The sequence below is a fragment of the Victivallis vadensis genome (genome assembly GCF_003096415.1).
Taxonomy (GTDB): Bacteria; Verrucomicrobiota; Lentisphaeria; order Victivallales; family Victivallaceae; genus Victivallis; species Victivallis vadensis.
In genome coordinates, this window is sequence record NZ_QEKH01000003.1 from 209,042 (window position 1) to 230,456 (window position 21,415).

19 protein-coding genes and 1 tRNA gene are annotated in these 21,415 nt (G+C 57.6%); 10 read left to right on the forward strand and 10 right to left on the reverse strand.

Features of this window, described 5'->3' with window-relative positions:
* Nucleotides 1-288: 288 nt before the first annotated feature.
* The 4 genes from C8D82_RS03195 to C8D82_RS03205 all read left to right on the forward strand — a co-directional run bounded on the left by C8D82_RS03195 (nt 289) and on the right by C8D82_RS03205 (nt 5,123).
* Nucleotides 289-2,664 (forward strand): Orn/Lys/Arg family decarboxylase, encoded by a 2,376-nt coding sequence (locus C8D82_RS03195; protein ID WP_116882824.1) that lies wholly within the window; start codon nt 289-291, stop codon nt 2,662-2,664.
* 79 nt (nt 2,665-2,743) lie between these two features.
* Entirely contained in the window at nt 2,744-4,231 is a 1,488-nt protein-coding gene (locus tag C8D82_RS03200; RefSeq protein ID WP_116882825.1) for a basic amino acid/polyamine antiporter, read from the forward strand.
* Between the two features lie 132 nt (nt 4,232-4,363).
* Nucleotides 4,364-4,531, forward strand: coding sequence for a hypothetical protein (locus C8D82_RS21010; RefSeq protein ID WP_165832802.1), 168 nt, complete (start codon nt 4,364-4,366; stop codon nt 4,529-4,531).
* Between the two features lie 127 nt (nt 4,532-4,658).
* A complete protein-coding gene (locus tag C8D82_RS03205; RefSeq protein WP_116882852.1) occupies nt 4,659-5,123 on the forward strand; it encodes a DUF3795 domain-containing protein in 465 nt (154 codons plus the stop codon).
* Nucleotides 5,124-5,165: 42 nt separating this feature from the next.
* Here C8D82_RS03205 and C8D82_RS03210 read toward each other — a convergent pair whose 3' ends face one another.
* The 3 genes from C8D82_RS03210 to C8D82_RS03220 form a co-directional block, all read right to left on the reverse strand.
* Nucleotides 5,166-5,765 (reverse strand): cysteine hydrolase family protein, encoded by a 600-nt coding sequence (locus tag C8D82_RS03210; protein WP_116882826.1) that lies wholly within the window; start codon nt 5,763-5,765, stop codon nt 5,166-5,168.
* Nucleotides 5,765-6,217 (reverse strand): hypothetical protein, encoded by a 453-nt coding sequence (locus tag C8D82_RS03215; RefSeq protein ID WP_116882827.1) that lies wholly within the window; start codon nt 6,215-6,217, stop codon nt 5,765-5,767. The genes C8D82_RS03210 and C8D82_RS03215 overlap by 1 nt, the downstream gene beginning before the upstream one ends.
* Nucleotides 6,218-6,314: 97 nt before the next feature.
* A tRNA-Ser gene (locus C8D82_RS03220) sits at nt 6,315-6,404 on the reverse strand.
* 205 nt (nt 6,405-6,609) lie between these two features.
* Between C8D82_RS03220 and cysS the strand changes: the two genes are divergently transcribed.
* The 3 genes from cysS to C8D82_RS03235 all read left to right on the forward strand — a co-directional run bounded on the left by cysS (nt 6,610) and on the right by C8D82_RS03235 (nt 10,672).
* Nucleotides 6,610-8,025 carry a cysteine--tRNA ligase gene (gene cysS / locus C8D82_RS03225; RefSeq protein ID WP_116882828.1) on the forward strand — a complete coding sequence of 472 codons (1,416 nt, stop codon included), beginning with the start codon at nt 6,610-6,612 and terminating at the stop codon, nt 8,023-8,025.
* Nucleotides 8,026-8,163: 138 nt separating this feature from the next.
* Nucleotides 8,164-8,859 (forward strand): response regulator, encoded by a 696-nt coding sequence (locus C8D82_RS03230; protein ID WP_116882829.1) that lies wholly within the window; start codon nt 8,164-8,166, stop codon nt 8,857-8,859.
* A 22-nt stretch (nt 8,860-8,881) separates the two neighbouring features.
* Nucleotides 8,882-10,672 carry a HAMP domain-containing sensor histidine kinase gene (locus C8D82_RS03235; protein ID WP_116882830.1) on the forward strand — a complete coding sequence of 597 codons (1,791 nt, stop codon included), beginning with the start codon at nt 8,882-8,884 and terminating at the stop codon, nt 10,670-10,672.
* 14 nt (nt 10,673-10,686) lie between these two features.
* On the opposite strand, the gene C8D82_RS03240 is transcribed toward C8D82_RS03235, so the two are convergent.
* Genes C8D82_RS03240 through asnB form a run of 3 tightly spaced genes read right to left on the reverse strand, consistent with a single transcriptional unit; the run spans nt 10,687 to nt 14,203 of the window.
* Nucleotides 10,687-11,340 (reverse strand): YgjP-like metallopeptidase domain-containing protein, encoded by a 654-nt coding sequence (locus tag C8D82_RS03240; protein WP_116882831.1) that lies wholly within the window; start codon nt 11,338-11,340, stop codon nt 10,687-10,689.
* A 15-nt stretch (nt 11,341-11,355) separates the two neighbouring features.
* The gene (gene trxB / locus C8D82_RS03245) at nt 11,356-12,285 is read right to left on the reverse strand and encodes a thioredoxin-disulfide reductase (RefSeq protein WP_116882832.1); all 930 of its coding nucleotides are present in this window, start codon (nt 12,283-12,285) and stop codon (nt 11,356-11,358) included.
* Between the two features lie 16 nt (nt 12,286-12,301).
* A complete protein-coding gene (asnB, locus tag C8D82_RS03250; RefSeq protein ID WP_116882833.1) occupies nt 12,302-14,203 on the reverse strand; it encodes an asparagine synthase (glutamine-hydrolyzing) in 1,902 nt (633 codons plus the stop codon).
* 209 nt (nt 14,204-14,412) lie between these two features.
* Between asnB and thiL the strand changes: the two genes are divergently transcribed.
* From thiL to C8D82_RS03265, 3 genes are read left to right on the forward strand one after another with little or no spacing between them, the layout of a single operon-like run.
* Nucleotides 14,413-15,306, forward strand: a complete 894-nt coding sequence (thiL, locus tag C8D82_RS03255) for a thiamine-phosphate kinase (protein ID WP_116882834.1) — start codon at nt 14,413-14,415, stop codon at nt 15,304-15,306.
* Complete coding sequence (tsaE, locus tag C8D82_RS03260) at nt 15,296-15,733, forward strand: tRNA (adenosine(37)-N6)-threonylcarbamoyltransferase complex ATPase subunit type 1 TsaE (protein ID WP_116882835.1); 438 nt, start codon at nt 15,296-15,298, stop codon at nt 15,731-15,733. The genes thiL and tsaE overlap by 11 nt, the downstream gene beginning before the upstream one ends.
* A gap of 19 nt (nt 15,734-15,752) precedes the next feature.
* Entirely contained in the window at nt 15,753-16,499 is a 747-nt protein-coding gene (locus tag C8D82_RS03265) for a CPBP family intramembrane glutamic endopeptidase (protein ID WP_116882836.1), read from the forward strand.
* A gap of 7 nt (nt 16,500-16,506) precedes the next feature.
* Here the strand turns inward: C8D82_RS03265 and C8D82_RS03270 are convergent, their stop codons facing one another.
* The 4 genes from C8D82_RS03270 to C8D82_RS03285 form a co-directional block, all read right to left on the reverse strand.
* Complete coding sequence (locus C8D82_RS03270) at nt 16,507-17,877, reverse strand: sodium/glutamate symporter (protein WP_116882837.1); 1,371 nt, start codon at nt 17,875-17,877, stop codon at nt 16,507-16,509.
* A 168-nt stretch (nt 17,878-18,045) separates the two neighbouring features.
* Nucleotides 18,046-18,597, reverse strand: coding sequence for an NADH peroxidase (locus tag C8D82_RS03275; protein WP_116882838.1), 552 nt, complete (start codon nt 18,595-18,597; stop codon nt 18,046-18,048).
* Nucleotides 18,598-18,727: 130 nt separating this feature from the next.
* The gene (locus tag C8D82_RS03280; protein ID WP_116882839.1) at nt 18,728-19,852 is read right to left on the reverse strand and encodes an acyltransferase family protein; all 1,125 of its coding nucleotides are present in this window, start codon (nt 19,850-19,852) and stop codon (nt 18,728-18,730) included.
* 15 nt (nt 19,853-19,867) lie between these two features.
* Entirely contained in the window at nt 19,868-21,409 is a 1,542-nt protein-coding gene (locus tag C8D82_RS03285) for a YifB family Mg chelatase-like AAA ATPase (RefSeq protein WP_116882840.1), read from the reverse strand.
* Nucleotides 21,410-21,415: the final 6 nt, after the last annotated feature.

Here is a 21,415-nt window from a genome sequence, read left to right on the forward strand (position 1 = left end):
TTACCTGCCCGGAACAGAAAAATCAATCCGGCCTGCAAGGCTTTTTGAGGCGGAAATTTGAAAATAATAAAAATAGGTGTATTATGTAGCATTATAGTATTTGTATTTATATGATATGGTGAATTAATTGCTGCTTTGAGTTGATTTTGTTTTTCGCCAGAGGGATGATTCAAGAAGGGGAGGAGTGCCGCGACAAAAATCAAGTGGAAATGAAAATGAAATCCGGTGAATTGGACGGAACTTGTCATTCGACGGATTTGGAAACCGAAGTACAATTGGAGGAGAAAAATGAAGATCAATAAAAACATTCTGTTTATCGCGAATTCTGTGAACTGGGCAGAAGAGCATCCGGCCGTCGCCGCACTTAAAAACCTGGGGAAAGCATTGGCCGACCTGAACCTTGATGTACATTATGCCTGGTCACTGGAAAACGGACTCACGCTTTTGAGCGAAAGTCCCAAATACAGCGCAATCGGCATCTATCTGGACGCAGAAAACAGCAGTACGGAACAGGAGACGGTCCAGCTGATCAAGGCGATTCGCGCCGTGTCTGAGACTTTGCCGGTTTTCGCATTGACCCGGGAGGACCTGATTTCGAGGCTGCCGCTCGATTTGATCAGTGAGGTCAAGGAATATATTTACCTTTTTTCCGAAACTCCCGAGTTTACCGCCAATCGGATTTATACCGCCATTTTTCAGTACAACAAACATCTGCTGCCGCCTTACTTCAAAACCTTGAAGGATTTTACCCAGGACGGCGATTACTATTGGGATTGTCCGGGGCATATGGGCGGGATGGCCTATCTGAAGCATCCCATCGGCGTGGAGTTCTTCAACTTCTTCGGTGAAAATATGTTCCGCGCCGATATCGGCGTGGCGACGTCGGAAATGGGCGACTATCTGATCCACGCCGGTCCGGTGAAGAAATCCGAGGAGATCGCCGCGAAAACCTTCGGGGCGGATTGGACCTTCTATACCGTCGCCGGTTCATCCGGCTCCAACCGGATTGTAGCGCAGGGAGCGGTTGGCGCCAATGAGATTACCGTAGTCGACAGAAACTGCCACAAGTCCCTGAATCACGGGTTGACTCTTTGCGGGGCGCGTCCGGTCTATATGAAGCCGACCAGAAACGGCTACGGCCTGATCGGCCCCATTCCGGCCAGGCGGATGTCCAAAGAGCATATCAAGAAACTGATCAAAGCCAGTCCGATCGCCAGAGACGCGGTGTCGCAGGAGCCCACCTACGCGGTGGTGACCAACTGCACGTATGACGGTTTCTGCTACAATGCCGGCAAAGTCGTCGATGCCCTGAAAGACAGCGTGCCGCGCATCCATTTTGATGAGGCATGGTATGCATATGCGAAGTTCCATCCGATTTATGCGGAAAGATTCGCGATGGGAGTAAGTGGAAAAATAAAGAATATGCCGACTATTTTCGCGGTTCAGTCCACGCATAAGATGCTTCCGGCTCTCTCCATGGCTTCGATGATTCATGTGAAGAAAAGCGACCGCGCGCCGCTGGATTTCGACGACTTCAACGATTCGTTCATGATGCACGGGACGACCTCGCCGTATTACCCGATCATCGCATCGATTGACGTCGCCGTATCCATGATGAAGGGGAGTTCGGGAACCCATCTGGTGCAGGAGTCTATCGAAGATGCGATTGCGTTCCGGAAAGCGGTCGTGAGCATCAAACGTAAAATCAAAGAGAAGAATCCGGCGGACTGGTTCTTCGATATCATGCAGCCGGTCGAAGTCAAAGACCCGAAAACGGGCAGGAAGTACTCTTTTGAGGATGCTCCTGTTTCATTGTTGAGCCGTGAGCCTTCCTGCTGGGCGTTGGATCCGAATGCGAAGTGGCACGGCTTTGCCAGGGAAGATATCGCGGATACCGACTGTATGCTCGACCCGGTCAAGGTCACCATCACCTGTCCCGGCATTACTCCGGACGGCAAATATCAGAAAACGGGTATTCCGGGTTATATCATGACCAAGTTCCTGGATGACCGGAGAACGGAGATCGCCCGGACCGGTGATTACACGTTGCTGATTCTGTTCTCGGTCGGCACCACCAAGGGCAAATGGGGGACCCTGATCGAGAGTCTGCTTGAGTTCAAGCGGCTGTATGACAACGGCGCATTGGTCGCCGACGCGATACCGTCGCTGGCGGAGATTTCACCTGAATATGCGCGGATGACGCTGAAGGAACTGTGCCAGTCCATGCACGATATGATGAGCAGACTCGGCCTGATCGATCATCTGGACAAGGCGGCCAATACCGACCCGGAAGCGGTTCTGTCGCCGGCGGAAGCCTATCAGAAGGTGGTGCGCTACAAGGTCGAGCATGTCAGACTCAAGGATTATCCGTCCCGGATCGCCGCCGGCATGCTGGTGCCTTATCCCCCGGGGATTCCGTTGCTTATGCCCGGAGAAAGAATTTCCGGAGACGACAAAGGAATCATCGGATATCTTGAGGCGTTGCAGGAATTCGACAAAAACTTCCCCGGCTTCGAACATGAAATTCAGGGGGTGAACGTCGATGAGAACGGCGATTTCTGGGTAAGGGTAATCATCGAGGATGATAAAAAACTCCCGGCCGGGCAGAAAACGTCTTTCAGGCCGCACAAGGTGTCCGGCGCGATCAAAAAAGGCCGGATGTAAAGAAGAGAGACTGCCCCGCCTGAAAGGGCGGGGCGATTGAATTTGCATTTGAGTAAAACCAGAAGAGGGGTTTCGTCTTATGTCAAAAGAAAACACACAGAGCAAAGACAAGACAACCGCCACGGCAAAGCTCGGTTTTTTTGCCCTGGTCACCGTCGTTGTCAGTTCCATGCTGGGAGGAGGCGTTTACAGCCTGCCGCAAAACACGGCGCAGTCATCCGCGGCCGGTCCGGTCATCATCGCCTGGCTGATCGTGGGGCTGGGCGTCTATTTCATCGCCAATTCCTTCCGGATCCTGTCGGACATCCGGCCCGATTTGAAGGCCGGCGTCTATATGTATGCCCGGGAGGGATTCGGCAAATTCATCGGATTCATCACTGCCTGGGGGTACTGGCTGATGACCATATTCGGGAACGTGGCGTTTGCCGTGATTCTGATGGATTCGTTGAACTATTTCTTTCCCGGAGTTTTCACCGGAGGAAATAATTGGAATTCCGTGATCTTCGGTTCCGTTCTGATCTGGTTCTACTATTTCCTGGTGCTGGCCGGCGTCAAAAAAGCCAGTCTGGTGAACCTGATCGGAACGGCCAGCAATATGTTCCCGCTCTTTTTGTTCATCATCATTCTGCTGTTTTCGTTCAGTTTCACGCAGTTCGATGCGAACTTCTGGGGAAATTCCGCCAAAGTCGCTTCGCAGGATCTGGGATCGGTCGCCGCGCAGATCAAAGCCCCGATGCTGGTGGCGCTGTGGTGCTTCATCGGCGTGGAAGGCGCCGTGGTTCTGTCGGGACGGGCGAAGAATCCGGCCGATGTGGGCAAGGCGACTCTGGTCGGTTTTCTGGCCGCCCTCTGCCTTTATATGCTGCTGTCCGTGCTGCCGTTCGGCATAACCACCCAGCATACGCTGGAAGGCATTCCGAATCCGTCGACGGCCGGCGTGCTCGCGATCGTCGTCGGCAAATGGGGCGAATGGCTGATGAATATCGGACTGATCATCTCCGTTCTGACCAGCTGGATCGCCTGGACACTGCTCTGTGCGGAAATCCCGCTGGCGGCGGGGCTGAACGGGACGTTCCCGAAAGCATTCAGCAAGGTCAATAAAAACGGCACGGCGGGAGTCGGCCTGCTGGTGAGCACCATCATCATGCAGATTGCGATGCTGGTCGTTCATTTCGCCAACAATGCGTGGCAGGCCATGTACAGCGTAAGCTCGCTGGTGATGCTTCCGGCATACCTGACGACGACTCTGTTTTTGTTCAAGCTCTGTAAAACGGAACAGTACCGGCAATATGCCGCCAGGGGAATCGTGCTGGCGACGATCAGCGGAATTGTCGGTTTCCTGTTCTGTTTGTTCATGTTCTACGCGGGCGGACTGAATTATGTCGCAATGGTTCCGATCTTTCTGACCTTGGGCGTGCCGCTGTTTTTCTGGGCGCGCAAAGAGCAGGTCGCGCACGGCGACAATACGCCGATCTTCCTGACTTCCGAAAAATGGTATCTGGCGATCCTGCTTGCGCTGGACGTGCTCGCGATCTGCCTTGTGGTCTCAGGGAAAATCACGTTGTAAAACGACCGGAATCCCAATATGCGGGAATCGGGGACGACACCCCGATTCTCTTTTTTTGCGGAGTGTTACGAATCCCGTGCGATTATTCGCCTTCGGAGCTGATACGCGTTCCCGAGGAACTTCAGGTATTGTATGGAAGTCGAAATCATCTTCGGCGGTGAACAGCCCGGAGTCCTGCTGAAACTTTCCGCGGTTGAGTGCAAAGAGCACGGAGGTTCGCCGGTACGGGAGCCGGCGGGCTGGGCGGCCGCTCGCGGCGGCAAGGGCTTCTTTGATTCACACCTCTTCGGTCAACCGTAATCCCCCATCTGACAGGCGAAGTTTTCAATTACCGGAAACAACAATGGTTTGCTTTTACTAAAAGCAATTATATTTTAAGGAATGGAAAGATGTGATGATAATTTCAAAATATCCGGGAGAATGTAAAATGATGACTTCAATTACTTCGCGCTGCGGTTTGCGGTGCGATGTGTGCAGTTTCAGGGAAAGTTGTAACTGCGGCGGTTGTATTGCCACGGCGGGAGTACCGTTCCATGGGGAATGCATTGTGGCGAAATGTTGCCAGAGCAGAGGATATCTCCATTGCGGAGAATGTCCGGAGTTGCCTTGCAGGCAACTCTACGCTTATTCATGCGAGGACAAGGAACATGGCGATAATCCGCCGGGAGCACGGATTGAACAGTGCCGCCGCTGGGCTTTGCAGGGGATTCTGCGTAAATTCGCCCAATCCGACTGGAAATCGATTGCCGCTCCGGCGCAAGCATATCTTGACGGTCAAAGCTCTCCGGAAACTCTGATCAAAGCGCTCAGCCAAGCTGATCATGAGGATGGTTTCTGCAGCAGTGAGTTTGATGCGCTGTGCAGGAAAGCGCTCGGCTTTCTGAAGAAATAAACGGAAAATGAAAAGTAACGCCTTCCGCCGGTTTCTGCCGGATCAACAGGATGACGGAAGAAGGTGGCCTGAAATTTCCAGATGCCATTCGGCGAACGTCAGGCAGCGGGCGCCGAGATTGCGCATATCCGTCAGGTTGGCTTCCGCAATCTCCGGCGTCCGGGCGCTGCAGCAGTCTGAAATGACGGTGACTTGATAATCCAGCGAAAGCGCGTCGGTCACCGTGGCGCGGATGCAATTCGGATATTGCGTCCCGGCTATCAGCAGGGAATCGACTCCAAGGCGGCGCAGGCATAAATCCAGCTTGGTCTGGAAAAAAGCGCTGTAACGCGGTTTGACGATCACCGTTTCTCCCGGATGCGGCTGAAGTTCGGGGACGATTTCCGCACCGGCCGTCCCCCGGATCGCGCCGGGAACGCGGTGGAATGACTCCAGACGGCAGCGTTCGAGGTCCGTTCCATCCGGTTCATACTCCCTGACGATATGAAAAATCGCAATGCGGCCGGAGTTGCGGCAATCCGCCAGCAAAGAGGCGATGACCGGAACCGTCGCCGCGGCTCCGGCTACGCACAGCGGCGTTCCCTCCCTGACAAAATCCTGCTGCATATCGATAATCAGAAGTGCGGTATCTTTTTGAATCATTATTGATCACCTGTTTTCCGGTAATTTCCATATTTTCTGAACCACAACAGCAGGAAGAAAGTTCCTGCCGGGAAAAAAGCGCCGAACAGCAGCCCGGAACGCAAGCCGAACTGCTCGGAGGAAAGCCCGCCGGCCTGCTGCAGCTCTTTCAGCAGCGGGAATCCGGCGGCACGGTCGGTGACGACGCCGAGCAGATACGGCCGGCTGCCGTACCGGTCCGCGGGCCAACTGAAAACGATATCGGAGAGTACCTGCGTTACATAATTGACGGCGAGCAGGATGCCGAACTGAGTATAACTCAGTCCATACAGCATTTTCAGTGGGATGAATAGAATCGGGGTCAGGTTGACCACCAGCGCGCCGATGAAATTGGCGGTATAACAAGCCAGCACAGTCGCCCGGTAAGATTTTCCGGCTGCCGCTTCCTCTGACTGTTCCTGCACTGCGTTCATCGATGAAAGTTCCTTTTCATAATATTCAGGCGGAAGTCGGAAAATAGATAAAACCGGCAATTCAATAAACAATCATGAAGCAAGATGATAAATAAAATGGCGGAGAGAGAGGGATTCGAACCCTCGATACCCGTGAGGGTATAACGATTTTCGAGACCGTCGCCTTCGACCACTCAGCCATCTCTCCGCTGGTGATATTGCTAATATAACCTCAAAATTTCCAAAAGGCAAAACAAAAACAGGGAAGTTTTATAAAAAAGTCACGTTTTTTTTTGTATTTTTCGGGTTCTCCGGGTAAATTATAGCATGTTATGATTGTTTACCGGATTGAATCTTCCTTACACAGGAGCGTGTGCGGAAGCCGGCCGGATATTTAAAAATCGGAGTTTTTCATGGATTTGCAGTTTTTCAACACAATGGACCGCAAAGTCGTTCCGTTCCAGCCGATCGACGCCAAACTGGTGCGCATGTACACCTGCGGCCCCACGGTCTACAATTTCGCCCATATCGGCAATTTCCGCGCCTATATGTTCGAGGACCTTCTGCGGCGCACGCTGGAGTATTTCGGATATCCCGTCAGGCAGGTGATGAACCTGACCGATGTGGACGACAAGACCATCCGCGATTCTCGCGCCGCCCGGCTGCCGTTGCGCGAATTCACCGCGAAATACAAGCAGGCTTTTTTTGAAGACCTGAAAACGCTCAATATCGAACCGGCGGAGGTTTATCCCGCCGCCACCGATCATATTCCCCAGATGATCCGGCTGATTTCGGTGCTGATGGAGAAGGGGTTCGCCTATCAGGCGGAGGACAAATCGATCTATTTTTCGATCGACAAGTTCCCGGATTACGGCAAGCTCGCCAAAATCGACCGCGAAAACCAGCGCTCCGGCGTCCGCATCAAAAATGATGAATATGCGAAGGATTCCGTCGCAGATTTCGCGCTCTGGAAAGCATGGGACGAAAACGACGGCGACGTTGCCTGGGATTCGCCCTGGGGCAAGGGCCGCCCGGGATGGCATATCGAATGCAGCGCGATGTCCAGCGAATACCTCGGCGATCAGTTTGATATCCACACCGGCGGCATCGACAACATGTTTCCGCATCACGAGGACGAAATCGCCCAGAGCGAAGCCGCTTCCGGCAAGAAGTGGGTGAACTACTGGCTGCATTGCGCCCATCTGATGGTCAACGGCGAGAAGATGTCCAAGTCGCTCGGCAACTTCTTCACGCTGCGCGATCTGCAGCAGAAGGGCTGGAAGGGGCGCGAAATCCGCTGGGTGCTGATCGGCGCCCATTACCGCAAGAAGCTGAACTTTACTTTCGAGGCGCTGGAGCAGGCCCGGGAAACACTGGGCAGGTTCGATGAATTTTTCCAGCGCATGCGGGAAATCGCCCAAACGGGCGACGGCACGGAGATTTCACAAACCGTCGCGGGGGCGGAACAGGCATTCGCGGCGGCGATGGGCGATGACCTGAATATCTCCGAAGCGCTGGCGGCGATGTTCGACCTGCAGCGCGCCGCGAACCGGCTGGCGGATGCCGGAGAGCTGACCGCCGCTGGCGGGGCCGAAGTTCTGGCGGCATTCCGCAAGTTCGACCGGATCATCGGCTGTTTTGAAGTCGACGCGGTCAAAACGGAAGAATTTCCGGCGGAAGTGACCGCATTGGCCGAAGCCCGCATCGAAGCACGGAAAGCGAAAAACTTTGTCGAGAGCGACCGGCTCCGAGATGAGATTGCCGGACTCGGATTCATCGTGGAGGATATTCCGGGCGGCAAGTACCGGCTCAAAACACTTTCCAAATAGTATTCTTGCACAGCCCCGCCCGAAATACTCCGGACGGGGCTGTTTTTTACGGATTCTAACAGGAATCTAACCGGTTGCGTATTTTACCCGAACATTTCCATGGTACATTAACTTCCATAACAAGTTGGAGGCTTTCTGATGGGTAAAGAAAAAATATTGGTCGTCGAGGACGAAGAGGCGATTCAGGAGTTGATCCGTTACAATCTCAACAAGGATGGTTACGATCGCGTCAGATGCTGCGAATCCGGTGAGGAGGCGCTTGCCGCCGCGACTGAATTCGCACCCGATTTGATCCTGCTCGACCTGATGCTTCCCGGAATGGACGGGCTGGCGGTCTGCCGCCGGCTGAAGAGCGATACCCGCACCAGTGCGATTCCGATTATCATGCTGACCGCGAAATCCGAGGAGAGCGACATCGTGATCGGCCTTGAAATGGGGGCGGACGACTATCTCCCCAAACCGTTCAGCCCCAAGGTGCTGATCGCCCGGATCAAATCGGTGCTGCGGCGGGTGAAGCCCTCCGATGCCGAGGCCGCCGCCGGGACCATCAAGCGCGGTCCGCTGTGCATGAACCGCGGCACCCGGGAGGCTCTGCTGGACGGACGGCCGATGACGCTGACCTTCTCCGAATTCGAAACGCTTTATCTGCTGGCGCGCCGCCCCGGCTGGGTCTATACGCGCGGCCAGATCGTCAATGAGGTCAAGGGCGACGACTACCCGGTGACGGAGCGTGCCATCGACGTACAGATGGTCAGCATCCGCCGGAAACTGGGCACGCACGGCGACCTGATTGAAACGGTCCGCGGCGTCGGTTACCGGTTCGTACAGGATTGAACCGCAACTCCGGGAAGAGAATATGAAAAACAGTTTTATTCAGTCCTGGCCGGTGATTTTTCTGGTAGTTATCCTGGGGGTGGTGATTTTCCTGTGGCGTCAGTCTACGTCGTTGGAGCAGCTCTATATTACCAGAACGGAGATGGAGCTGCAGACCCGCGCCCGGCTTCTCTCGCGCGAGTCGCGGAAACTGATTCAGGATGACCGGCGCCGGCAGCTCCAGAGATTCTACGAGGAAGAGGGCAAAGCCACCGAAACCCGGATCACCCTGATCGCTCCCGACGGCGAGGTGCTGGCGGATTCGGAAGAGGAACCGGCCAGAATGGACAACCACCGGATGCGCCCCGAAATCATCGGTGCGATCAACTCCTTCCGGGACGGCCGCCCGTTTTATGCGACGATTCGGCACAGCTCCACGCTGGGGCGCCGCCTGATCTACTGTGCCGCGCCGATCGAAATCGACGGCAAAACCTACGTGCTGCGCACCGCTTTCTCGATTCATAATCTGGATAAGGTGGTGCGGCAGGCGCGTCTGGATATCCTGCTGGCGATAACCGTGACCGCTTTGGTGGCCGCGATCCTGTGCTATGTGATTTTCCGCACCGTCAGCCGCCCGGTATGGGAGCTTTGCCGGGCGGCGGCCCGCATCTCCGGCGGCGATCTCGACACCCGGCTGCCGATTCCGGAGCGCGGCGTACTCCGGGAATTGGGCGAACACCTGAGCCGGATGGCCGAAGAGCTGAAAAAACGGATCAATGAAATTTCGCGAGAAAAAAGCGAGCGTGATGCGATCTTCGCCGCGCTTGCCGAAGGGGTGATCGTACTCGACCGGCAGGACAATGTGATCGATATCAATACTGCCGCCCGGCAGATTTTCAAGCTGAAAGACGAGCCATGCGGCCTGCCGGTGAGCGGGATTATCCGCAATCTGGAAATCTCCGCTTTCATCGAAAAGCTGAAAAAAGAGGGGGCTCCGGTCGAAGCGGAATTTCCGGTCCAGCTTCCTTCCGGCGATAAGCAGCTCCGGGTGCGCGGCACCCGGCTGAAATGGTCCGAAGACAAGGCCTCCGGCATCCTGCTCGTGATCTACGATATGACGCAGCTGCGCAAGCTGGAAAACTTCCGGCGCGACTTTGTCGCCAATGTGTCCCACGAGATCAAAACGCCCCTGACCGTGATCCGCGGTGCGGTGGAAACCCTGCGGGACGGGGCGATCCACGAGCCGGAGAGTGCCGAACGGTTCATGCAGATCATTGAGATGCACTCCGAGCGGCTCAATGCGCTGGTTCAGGATATCCTGAGCCTGTCGCAGCTGGAGTGCCGCGCGGTCGGCGACGGCTACAATATGGTTCCCGTGAATGTTTCCACGCCGATTTCAACCGCGGTGGAGCTGGCGCAGGCCAGGGCGGATGCCGCCGGCCTGAAGCTGGTGGTGGAAACCTCCGCCGATCCGGAAGTGCTGATCGATGTCCAGCTCGTCGAACAGGCCATCCTGAATTTGATTGACAATGCGATCAAGCACAGCGGCGAGAAGTCCGAAGTCAGGATCACGGCCCGGGAGGAGAGCGGCGAGGCGGTGATCGAAGTGGCCGATCACGGCTGCGGTATTCCGGCGGAACACCTGCCGCGCGTTTTCGAGCGGTTCTACCGGGTGGACAAGGCGCGCAGCCGCAAGGCCGGAGGAACCGGTCTCGGGCTGGCCATCGTGAAGCATGTGATGCAGTTGCACCACGGTTCCGCGGAAGTGCACAGTACCGTGGGGCAGGGGAGCACATTCACGCTCCGGCTGCCGGTCTGCCGGCCGAAAGCCTGAGACGGGCCTCCCGTTTACCAGCCGGAAAAACGGGCGGCATTTTCTTTTAAAAACTGCTGCCGCGCCTTGTAATCCGGACACATGCGCCGGACCGCCGCCCAGAAGCGGGCCGAGTGGTTCAGCTCCAGCCGGTGCGCCAGTTCGTGAATTATCACATAATCGACCACCGGCTCGGGGCACTGAATCAGCTTCCAGGTGAAATTGAGGTCGCCGTTGCGGTTGCAGGAGCCCCAGCGGGTCGATGCTCCGCCGATCCTGATGGTGCGGTAAGTGAGGTTGAACCGGTCGGCCTGCTCGCGGACTTTGCGCCCGATCATCTCCCGGGCCAGCCGGCGATAGAGCTTTTCCAGCGCGTTTTTGACCGCTTCCCCGTCTCCCCGCGGAACGATGAACGCATCGTCGAAAGCGAGAATCCGCCTGCTGAAGCGCAATTCATACTCCCGGCCCAGCAGCAGGAAATGTTCCCCTTCGACGAAGCGGAAGCGCGGAAGCCGCGCCCGGTAATGCTCCATGCGGCGGTAAAGATCCTCGATCACGGCGCGGTTCGCCGTCGCGATCTCCAGCAGCCGCTTTTCGGAAACTCCCTGCGGCGCCCGGATCTCCAGCCGGCCGTCTTCGGGACGGACGGAAAAGGCGATCCGGGTGCGGCGGGGCGAATAGATGATCAGCGGTTCCTGCGTAAGTCACTCCTTCGATTCCAGATAACGCTCGGCGTCCATACCGGCTTTGCAGCCCATTCCGGCGGCGGTGATCGCCTGCCGGTAGTGCGGGTCCGCACAATCTCCGGCGGCAAAAACGCCTGCCAGCGTGGTCCGCGACGAGTCGCCGGAAAGGACCACGAAACCGTGTTCGTCCAATTGAATGAACTCCTTGAAAGGCGCCGTATTCGGAATGTGGCCGAGCGCCGCAAAGTATCCCTTGCAGGCGATTTCGGAGGTCGCGCCGGTTTTCAGGCTTTTGACCCGGATTCCCTCCACCGACTCCTGCCCGAGGATGTCCTCAACCACGCTGGACCACACGAATTCGATCTTCGGATTGGCCCGGGCGCGTTCCGCCATGATCGGCGACGCGCGCAGTTCGTCCCGGCGGTGCACCACGTAAACCTTGTTGGCGAACCGGGTCAGGAATGTCGCTTCCTCCATCGCGGAATCGCCGCCGCCGATCACCACTACCGGAACATCCTTGAAGAACGCGCCGTCACAGGTGGCACAGGCGGAAACTCCGTGGTTGCGCAACCGTTCCTCATTGGGGAGGCCGAGGTAGCGCGGGCTGGCGCCGGTCGCAATGATCAGCGCCTCGGTTTCCACCACATCGCCGGAAGGCAGGATCAACTTCTGGATGCCGCCGTCGGTAAGCTCGAACTTCTCCACCGCGTCATATTCGATCCGGGTGCCGAAGCGTTCCGCCTGCGCCTGCATGGCGGTGACCAGATCGAAGCCCAGGACGCTCTCCGGAAACCCGGGAAAGTTTTCGACCTCCGTGGTCTGGGTCAACAGGCCTCCGGGCAGCATGCCGGAATACAACAGCGGATTCAGGTTGGCCCGCGCCGCATAAATCGCGGCGGTGTAGCCGGCCGGTCCGCTTCCAACAATCACCAGTTTTTCTTTCTGCATCTTGAACTCCTCCTCTTCATTTGTTGCGATTCAAGAACATCGATAAAATCAGCAGGCCCCAGAGCAAATAGCCGTGGTCGCGGCGTCCGCTCTGGTGGGCGGCCCACAAAGTATGCAGTGTTTTCGGCTGGATGAAGCCGTCCGAAACGAGCGTGCCTTCAAACAGCTCCGTCGCCGCCAGGTCGCGCCATTCGCCGCGCAGCCAGAGCGACACCGGTACCCCGAAGCCTTTTTTGGGACGCTCCGCCAGTTCGGGGGGGACCAGATCGGCAAACGCCGCTTTCAGGATGCGTTTCCGATTGCGCCCGTGCAGCTTATAATCGAACGGCAGCTTGGCGGCAAACTCCACCACCTCGCGGTCGAGGAACGGGGAACGCACCTCCAGCGATGCGGCCATTGAGGCGATATCGACCTTGGGGAGGATGTCATTCGCCAGATAGGCGTGCAGATCAAGCTCCGCGAGCCGCTCGAAGCGATTGGCGCTGGTCAGTTCCCATTGCAGCGAATCGAAAAGCTCCGCCGAATCATGCTGCAACACACCCCGCAACCGTTCGCCGAACAGCGCCTGCTTCATCGGATTCGGGCAGTGGTCGAGCATATCGAAGTAGCGGCGTTCCGGCTGGCTTGCCAGCATGTGCAGCAGCCGGCGGGTCCGGCCGAGCAGAGTGCGTTCGCCACGGTCCGGCAAGGTCTGCACCAGTACGTGAAACAGCAGCTTGCGCACCGGCCCCGGCAGCGCATCCACGCGGGCCGCATACCGCATTGCCAGATACCGTTCGTAACCGGAAAACACCTCGTCCGCTCCGTCGCCGGAGAGAGCCACGGTGATGTGTTCCCGGGCGAACCGGCTCAACAGATAGGTCGGCAGCATCGACGCATCCGCATAGGGTTCGCCGTAGTGGGCGGCGAGTTTTTCCAGCAATGCGAAATCGCACGGATCCACCACCTGTTCAAAATGGCGCAGCTTTCCGCCGGTCCGGCTGTTGATCGACCGTGCCGCCGCCGAAGCCCATTTGCGTTCATCGTAAGCGGCGACTTCAAAGCCGATGGTGAATGCATCGGTTTCCGCCGGAGCGCGAAATCTTGCCGCGAGGCCGGCCACAATGGTCGAATCGAGGCCGCCGGAAAGAAACGTCCCGAGCGGCACATCGGTCATCAGGCGCTTTCCCACCGCCCGTTCCACCAGCCTGCGTAATTCGTGTGCGGCGTCATCAAAGCTCAACTCATTCTGCTTCAACGAATAGTCAAGGTGCCAGTAACTGCGGATCGACACGGTCCCTTCGGAGAAACGCAGTTCCAGCTGATGGGCCGGGGGAAGTTTGCGCACATTGCGATAAACCGTGTTGGGGCAGGGGATGTAGTGCAGAGACAGAAAGTCGCTGATCGCCGTTTCATCCAGCTCCCGCGGCATTTGCGGGTGGCAGCGCAAGGCGTTGAGTTCGCTGGCGAAAATCAGCGTATCGCCGGTCATGAAGTAGAGCAGCGGCTTTTTCCCCATTCGGTCCCGGGCCAGCAACACCCGGCGGGTCCGGGAATTGTAGACGGCGAAAGCGAACATTCCGTCGAGCATGCCGACGCATTCACTGCCCAGCTCTTCATACAGATGAACGATTACCTCGGTGTCGGTGTCGGTTTTGAATTCGTGTCCGCGCTTCTCCAGCTCCTGCCGGAGTTTGCGGTAGTTGTAGATTTCACCGTTCAGAATCACGACTACGCTGCCGTCCTCGTTGGAGATCGGCTGCGCCCCATGCGCCGGGTCGATGATCGCCAGGCGACGGTGCCCGAAGGCGATTTCGTCGTTGCAGAAAAAGCCTGAGCCATCCGGTCCGCGATGGGCCTGCTGGTTGCACATCTTCCGAACGATCCGTTCGACGTCCGGCGTGGCATGATGATTGATGATTCCGGCGATGGCACACATAAATGAACTCTTACTCCTCAAGATATGAAACGCGAAACTCCGGCGCTCCGGCTTCGGCACGCCCCCGGCAACATTACTCTCTTCAATTTAATATAATCTTATGCCGATGATTTACAAGGGAAGCCGGAACGGCCTTTCCCGTTTTTTGGCCGGATAAGCCGCTTTTTCCAGTTGCAAAACGGAGATTTTCAACTATATTTGACTTCATCATGATGAACGAATTAAAAATCCTGAACCGGCTGCTGCCGACATTGACGCAGACTCCGGATGTGGTGACCGGCCCGGGAGATGATTGTGCCGTATTGAAAGCCTCCGGCGAGCTCCTGCTGCTGGCCGCGGTCGATCAGGTGATCGGCGGCGTCCACTATTACTCCGGCATCACCAGTCCGGCGGCCGCCGGAGCGAAACTGATGAAGCGCAATCTCAGCGATATTGCCGCAATGGGGGGAACTCCGAAGTGGGCGCTGCTGGCGCTGGCGGTGAACGGGCACTCCGAGGAATGGCTTCTGGAATTCTGCCGGGGAGCTCATGAGGCGGGAGCCGCTTTCGGCGTGCCGGTGGTCGGCGGCGATCTCGCTGAACTGGAAAACAAAGGCGAAGCCGGCAGCCTGACGATTCTCGGCGAAATCGCCGCTTCGGAAGTGATTCTGCGTTCAGGAGCGCGGCCGGGAGACCGGCTGTATGTGACCGGCGAATTCGGCAACTCCCTGACGAGCGGCCATCACCTGAATTTCACTCCGCGCCTCCGGGAAGGGCGGCTGCTGGCGCGGAAACATTTCGCGACGGCGATGCTCGATGTCAGCGACGGGCTGCTGCTGGACGCGGTCCGGCTGGCGTGTGCGTCGCAGGTCGATCTGGTGATGAATCCCGGGAAGGTGCCGCTTCGGGCGGGTGCCGTCCGCGAGACGGCATTCAGCGACGGCGAGGATTACGAGCTTTTATTCACGGTTCCGCAGGACCGGTGCGGAGAGCTGGAACGGGACTGGCCTTCGGATTTTGCGCCGCTCCATTGCATCGGGACGGCGGAGCAGGGGAACGGCGAAGTGCGCACCCCTGCCGGAACTATACTTTCCCGGAACAGGAAAATCGGTTATGAACATTGATCGGAAGTTGTTGAGTCATTCGGAATCGGAAACGGAAGCCTTTGCTGAAACACTGGCGAAAGAGCTGCCGCGGGGCAGGGTGCTGACGCTGGATGGAGACCTCGGGGCGGGAAAAACCGTTTTTTCACGCGGCTTCGCCCGCGGTCTCGGGATCACGGAGCCGGTTTCCAGCCCCACTTATACCATCATTCAGGAGTATCCGCTGCCGGGCGGAGGAATGCTCTATCATCTGGACCTTTACCGGATCGCCGGTTCCGCGTCGGCACTGGCGTTCGGCGTCGATGAATTTCTCGACGACCCGGATTCGCTGGCGTTGATCGAATGGCCGGAACGGATCGCGGATATCATCCCCGGCGATGCGATCCAGGTGAGGATCCGGCATATTTCCGATACGGAGCGGGAGATCTCGGTTACCGGAAACTGCTGAACTTCAAGGAGGAAAACGGATGCGACGTCAGTTGTTCCCGACCAGAATTCCCTGGCGGCGCCGGGTTTCTTTGCCGATCGGCATCGGAGCGTTGATCGCCGGCGCAATCGGCTATTTCCTGATTCCGTTTCCGGTTGTATTCTTTCTGATGTCCAGCGGACTTTGCGAACGGGATGAAGCAATCTGGACCGGGGCGTTGACGGCTCCGGTCGGAGCGTTGAGCATTTATCTGGCGTTTCTGGGCTTTGACTGCCCGCTGCGTACTCTGGGCGCCCGCTTGGGAGTCCGCCGCCTGAAATGGCAGGATCTGTTGTGGAGCCTGCTGGGCTTCTGCGTGATCCTGACCGGCAGTATTCAGCTGAATTTCATCTGGGGGCGGATTCTCAAATTGTTAAAGGTCTCCCATATCGAAAAGCAGAACCTGCTGGAAATGGCGGAAAAGACCGGGTGGGGAAGTTTCTTCGCAATGGGAGCGGTTGTGATAATCCTGGTGCCGATTTCGGAGGAGATTTTCTTCCGGCGCGGCCTTTACGGAGTGCTGCGGCCGCTGGGAGCATGGACGGCTCTGATTGTGACCTCGCTGCTTTTTTCCGCCGTTCACTTTTTCCTGCTCGGTTTTCCTTCTTTGTTCCTGATGGGACTGGTCTTTCAGCTGGTTTATCTGAAAACCCGCAACCTGGCGGCCGCAATAACGACTCATGCTCTGGTGAATCTGCTGGCCATGTTCGGCGCGTTTCTGGTTCGTCTGGGCGTTCCGGTGGAATGACCGGGCTTTACCGCGACACATGCCCTTGGCGGCGGATTACCAGATACCAGAAACAGAGCCAGAATATCATCATTCCCACGCAGATCAGCCAGACGGTCAGGTTGCCCTGCGTAATTACCAGCGGCAGCGCCAGCGAGGTCCAGATACCGCCACCCATAATCGGTTCGTGCAGCAGCTGTTTGTAACCGAACGCGGAGGCCGCCACGGTCTTGTTTTCCGGGTCCACCGTGCGCAGCAGCAGCAGACCGGTCGCGGTCACGCCCATCGACTGGCCGAACTCCGCGATGGCCCGTTCGAACCATGCGTCTCTGAACAGGCGCGGAGCGATGAAGAGCACACCGAATACATTCCACAGTGTTCCGGCGACGATCAGAATCAGCAACGGCATCCAATACGCCGCCACGAAGTCGAGGCGGATCGACGCGACCGCCGCCACTACCAGAAAATCGAGCGCCGCGCCGCCCAGCCGCTGGATCTGACCGTGATCGACCAATGCGTCGAGGCGGATCGATATCAGCAGTTTTTGCAGGATCAGCCCGCCGATCAGGCAGAGCGGAAACAGCGGAAAACTTTGCAGCACCTGAAGATTCTGCACCGAGGCCGGCATCACGGTATTGAGTGCGACCAGCAGGATTTTGATTCCGTAACCGATCAGTACCGCCATGCCGATCGCCGCGATATGCAGCGCCAGCGAGTCGACGGAGTCGCTGAATACGGTCTGGCGTCCCGCCGGTGGCTGCGCCTTTTTCGGGTAAATGCCGCGCCGTTCGTGGATGGATTGCTCCGAAAATTGCCGCACATTTTTGACCCAGCCGCGCTGCACCGCAAGATTGATCAGCGCCATACCGATCACGATTCCGAGCACCATGCCCGCCGTCGCGGTGGTATAACCGAGGTCACGTCCGACCGGCCAGCCGAAATGGTCGAAGGTGGCGCTCAGGCCGCCGACCGTGCCGTGCCCGCCTTCAAAACCGATTTCCAGCAATGTGCCGAACGCGCGGTCCACATGGAACACCGGAATCAGCAGCACCGCCGCCAGGCCGAGTCCGATCACATACTGCCCCCATGCGACCAGCTGGCCGTAGCAGAACTGCGGAGCGGCCAGCTTCCAGACATCACCGAGTCTGGGAAGCTTCGCACCGATGAACAATGCGGCGAATACGATGTTGATCAGGAAGCCCGGAATATCGGTCCAGTAAGCGTACCACTCCTGCGGTATCCGGCAGAAAGGCTGGTTCAGGCAGAGCAGGCCGAGGAGACCGCCGATCACCGAAGCGGGCAGATAAAGGCGCTGCAGCAGGGGCACCAGTGTCCTGAGCACTTTTCCCAATACCAGCAATACGCACAAACCGCAGAACGAAGTAACGACAACGGACATAGGGGACATTCCTTCCGGGATGAACAGGTTAACTATTTGAGTTATCTGTAAAAAATAACCTGTTTCCCGGTTAAATTCAAGCCGAAGCGGAAATTTGAACTGAAACTGGATAAAAAAACTCCGGAGTTCACCGAGGAGCTCCGGAGTCCATAGAACGGCACAGAAAGATTACTTGCCGAAGCAGCGCTTCAGCAATCCGGCGAACGCGGCGCCGTGGCGCGCCTCGTCCTTGCACATCTCGTGAACGGTGTCGTGGATCGCATCGTAACCGAGCTCCTTGGCGCGCCTGGCGATCGCGAGCTTGCCGGCGCAGGCGCCGGTTTCGGCTTCGACGCGCATGGTCAGGTTGGTTTTGGTGCAGGGGACGACCACCTCGCCGAGAAGTTCGGCGAACTTGGCGGCGTGCTCAGCCTCTTCAAAAGCGATGCGCTTGTAGGCCTCGGCAACCTCGGGATAACCTTCGCGGTCGGCCTGGCGGCTCATCGCAAGGTACATGCCGACTTCACAGCATTCTCCGGTGAAATGAGCGCGAAGCCCTTCGAGAACTTCTGCATCGACATCCTTGGCGACGCCGATCCGGTGTTCGTCGGCAAAGGCGATTTTTCCTTCCGGGGCCTTTTCGATGAATTTACCTTTCGCGGCGCCGCACTGCGGGCACTTTTCGGGAGCATCATCGCCTTCGTGAACATAACCGCAGATGGTGCAGACAAATTTCTTCATGGTTTCAAAATCCTTTTTTCTGTGTTATCGGGCGGCTGTTTTGGATGCCGCCTCTTTTCGGGTGATAAATAAATATAGTTACTATTACTGAAAAATGCAAGTGAGAAATTATGGAAATGCAGTTGTTTTTTCAGCCTCTTATCCGTGCCGTAAAAGTGCGGACCTTCTCCCGGAATTCCTGATAGGAAGGGGGAGGGGTCACGCCGGAGAGCCGTGGAAAGTAAGTGCGCAGCACCGGCGCAATGCCGAAATAGGAGACGCACAGACACAGGAACGTCCACAGCAGCACCATCAATGGAGTGGTCAGCGTCACGGAAACGCCGATCACCGAGAGCAGGCTGGTCAGCAGCAGCACGACCAGCTGCTCCGTCCCGCACAGAATCAGGGTGGCGCGCCCCAGGTCGGCCAGAAACCTGATTTTACCCAGCGCAACCGAAATCAGGATGAAGCCGTAGATCAGCACGATCGCATTCAGCGTCGCAACCACCTGATGCCAGAAGAAAACCGAAGTCCGCGGATAGAACCAGTGATAGTGTTCGCTGCCCGTCACTCCCATCAGGGTGATGCTCAAAGCCGCCGCCGCCGTCAGCAGGAAGAACACTTTTGCACCCGGTTTCAGCGCGGCGAAGCGGAACTCCCTGAAAAAGGGGAACAGGATATGGCCGGAGGCGAAGAAGATCATATAACGGCAGGCCGCATTGACTCCCCACAGATCGCCGGCATTTTCCTGAAGGACAATGGGCTGCGTCAGGGTTCCGGCGATATAGAGCAGGATCGAAACCGCGATCAGGAAACGGTTGGCGTGGTTCCCAAACCGGCGGCTCGCAAAGCGGTAAAGGGCGCTGTAAAGCACCGACAGCACGAACAGACAGGGAAAGAACCAGAGAGAGGCCGCGAAAATCCGGTCCCGCATTCCCAGAATCCCCTGAAGCAGGCATTTAGGGAAGTTCGGATGATACATCTGCGTATCCAGCGACATCGGAATAAAATAGAGCACCAGGAAAAACGCATACGGAATAATCAGCTGGCAGAAGCGGCGGAATACGAAATCCCGGAACCCCGCGTCGCTCTTCTTGCAGGCGAAGAACCCGGAGATGAAAAAGAAGAGCTCCACACAGAATGTATGGACCACCGGATGAAGCACCACTGCGCCGTCCCCGGTGTGGCTGATGTAAACCGCCCAGATGCCGAAAAATTTCAGTACGTCGATCCAGTCATATCTGACTTTGGTGGGAATTTGAAGTGTTTCCGCCATAAGTTCCTCGTCCGTTTACTGTTCCTTGCGGCGATAATTGATCGCCTCGAAAATATGCTCGTCCCGGATGTCAACGCATCCGGCAAGGTCGGCGATGGTACGGGCCACTTTCAGAATGCGGTCGTATGCGCGCGGACTGAGCTTGAACCGGGTGATCGCCTGACGCAACAGCAACTGACTGCCCGCCGACAGGCGGCAGAACTCCTGCAGGTCGCGGCTGGAAAGCTGGGCGTTGCAGTAGAGTTTGCGTTGTCCGAGCCGTTCCTGCTGAAGCTGCCGGGCCCGGATGACCCGTTCGCGGATCTTTGCGCTCGGCTCCCCGTCCGGGGCCGCCAGCAGTTCGTCCTGGCTCAATTGCCGGACTTCCAGCTGAAGGTCGATCCGGTCAAGCAGCGGCCCGGAGATCCGTTTCTGATAGCGCCGTTTTTCCTCGATTTTACAGGTGCAGCCCAATTCGACTTCGCCCCGGCCGCAGGGGCAGGGATTCATCGCGGCGCACAGGATGAAACGGGCCGGGAAGGTGCACGTCCCCGCCGCCCGGCTGACGGTGATCCAGCCGTTTTCCAGCGGCTGGCGCAGCACTTCGAGTACATTGCGCTTGAATTCGGGCAGTTCGTCCAGAAACAGCACTCCGTTGTGGGCGAGGCTGATCTCCCCCGGCTTCGGATCGCGGCCGCCGCCGATCAGGCCGACATCGCTGATGGTGTGGTGAGGACTGCGGAACGGGCGGCGGTTCAACAGCGGCCGCCCGCCGGAAAGCAGCCCGAGCACGCTGTGAATCCGGCTGGTCTCCAGTGTTTCTGCCATCGTCATCGGCGGCAGGATTCCGGCCAGCCGCATGGAAAGCATCGACTTGCCGGTTCCCGGCGGACCGGTGAGCAGGCAGTTGTGACCTCCCGCCGCCGCGATCTCCAAAGCGCGCCGGGCCATCTTCTGCCCCTTCACATCCGCGAAATCCGGCTCGTGCTCCCGGTTGCGCTCCGTGTATTCCGCCAGGCTGGTCCGATAGGGCAGGGCGCCACCGCGGTTGATCAGTTCGACCGCCGCCGTCAGGCTGGCGACCGGATAGACCGCCAGTTTTTCCCCGCCCGCCAGCGCGGCTTCCTCCGCATTCTGCGGCGGCACGAGCAGCATGGCAAGGCCGGATTGCTCCGCCAGTCGCGCCGCGATCGGCAACGCTCCCCGGACCGGCCGGACCGAACCGTCCAATGCCAGTTCGCCGACCACCGCCACCGAGGACAGGGCTTCCGGATTTACCGCGCCGGTCGCCGCCAGCATGCCGAGCGCAATGCCGAGGTCGAAGGCGGCCCCCTCCTTGCGCAGATCCGCCGGAGCAAGGTTGACCACGGTAAAGCCTTTGGGCGGAATCATCCCCGAACTCAGGATCGCCGATTTCACCCGGTCCCGGCTCTCCTTGACCGCCATGTCGGGCAAGCCGACGATGGAGACGACGCTGTCGGCGGCGCCGCCGGAGCTGCTTCCAGTCACATTGACTTCGATTTCAACCGGATAAGCATCAATTCCGATCACGGATGCGGAGAAGGTTTTGGCCAACATGTCGCA

Coding starts and splice junctions, on each gene's coding strand:
- C8D82_RS03195 (WP_116882824.1), top strand. CDS start 289: ATGAAGATCAATAAAAACATTCTGTTTATCGCGAATTCTGTGAACTGG.
- C8D82_RS03200 (WP_116882825.1), top strand. CDS start 2,744: ATGTCAAAAGAAAACACACAGAGCAAAGACAAGACAACCGCCACGGCA.
- C8D82_RS21010 (WP_165832802.1), top strand. CDS start 4,364: ATGGAAGTCGAAATCATCTTCGGCGGTGAACAGCCCGGAGTCCTGCTG.
- C8D82_RS03205 (WP_116882852.1), top strand. CDS start 4,659: ATGATGACTTCAATTACTTCGCGCTGCGGTTTGCGGTGCGATGTGTGC.
- C8D82_RS03210 (WP_116882826.1), bottom strand. CDS start 5,765: ATGATTCAAAAAGATACCGCACTTCTGATTATCGATATGCAGCAGGAT.
- C8D82_RS03215 (WP_116882827.1), bottom strand. CDS start 6,217: ATGAACGCAGTGCAGGAACAGTCAGAGGAAGCGGCAGCCGGAAAATCT.
- cysS (WP_116882828.1), top strand. CDS start 6,610: ATGGATTTGCAGTTTTTCAACACAATGGACCGCAAAGTCGTTCCGTTC.
- C8D82_RS03230 (WP_116882829.1), top strand. CDS start 8,164: ATGGGTAAAGAAAAAATATTGGTCGTCGAGGACGAAGAGGCGATTCAG.
- C8D82_RS03235 (WP_116882830.1), top strand. CDS start 8,882: ATGAAAAACAGTTTTATTCAGTCCTGGCCGGTGATTTTTCTGGTAGTT.
- trxB (WP_116882832.1), bottom strand. CDS start 12,285: ATGCAGAAAGAAAAACTGGTGATTGTTGGAAGCGGACCGGCCGGCTAC.
- asnB (WP_116882833.1), bottom strand. CDS start 14,203: ATGTGTGCCATCGCCGGAATCATCAATCATCATGCCACGCCGGACGTC.
- thiL (WP_116882834.1), top strand. CDS start 14,413: ATGATGAACGAATTAAAAATCCTGAACCGGCTGCTGCCGACATTGACG.
- tsaE (WP_116882835.1), top strand. CDS start 15,296: ATGAACATTGATCGGAAGTTGTTGAGTCATTCGGAATCGGAAACGGAA.
- C8D82_RS03265 (WP_116882836.1), top strand. CDS start 15,753: ATGCGACGTCAGTTGTTCCCGACCAGAATTCCCTGGCGGCGCCGGGTT.
- C8D82_RS03270 (WP_116882837.1), bottom strand. CDS start 17,877: ATGTCCGTTGTCGTTACTTCGTTCTGCGGTTTGTGCGTATTGCTGGTA.
- C8D82_RS03275 (WP_116882838.1), bottom strand. CDS start 18,597: ATGAAGAAATTTGTCTGCACCATCTGCGGTTATGTTCACGAAGGCGAT.
- C8D82_RS03280 (WP_116882839.1), bottom strand. CDS start 19,852: ATGGCGGAAACACTTCAAATTCCCACCAAAGTCAGATATGACTGGATC.
- C8D82_RS03285 (WP_116882840.1), bottom strand. CDS start 21,409: ATGTTGGCCAAAACCTTCTCCGCATCCGTGATCGGAATTGATGCTTAT.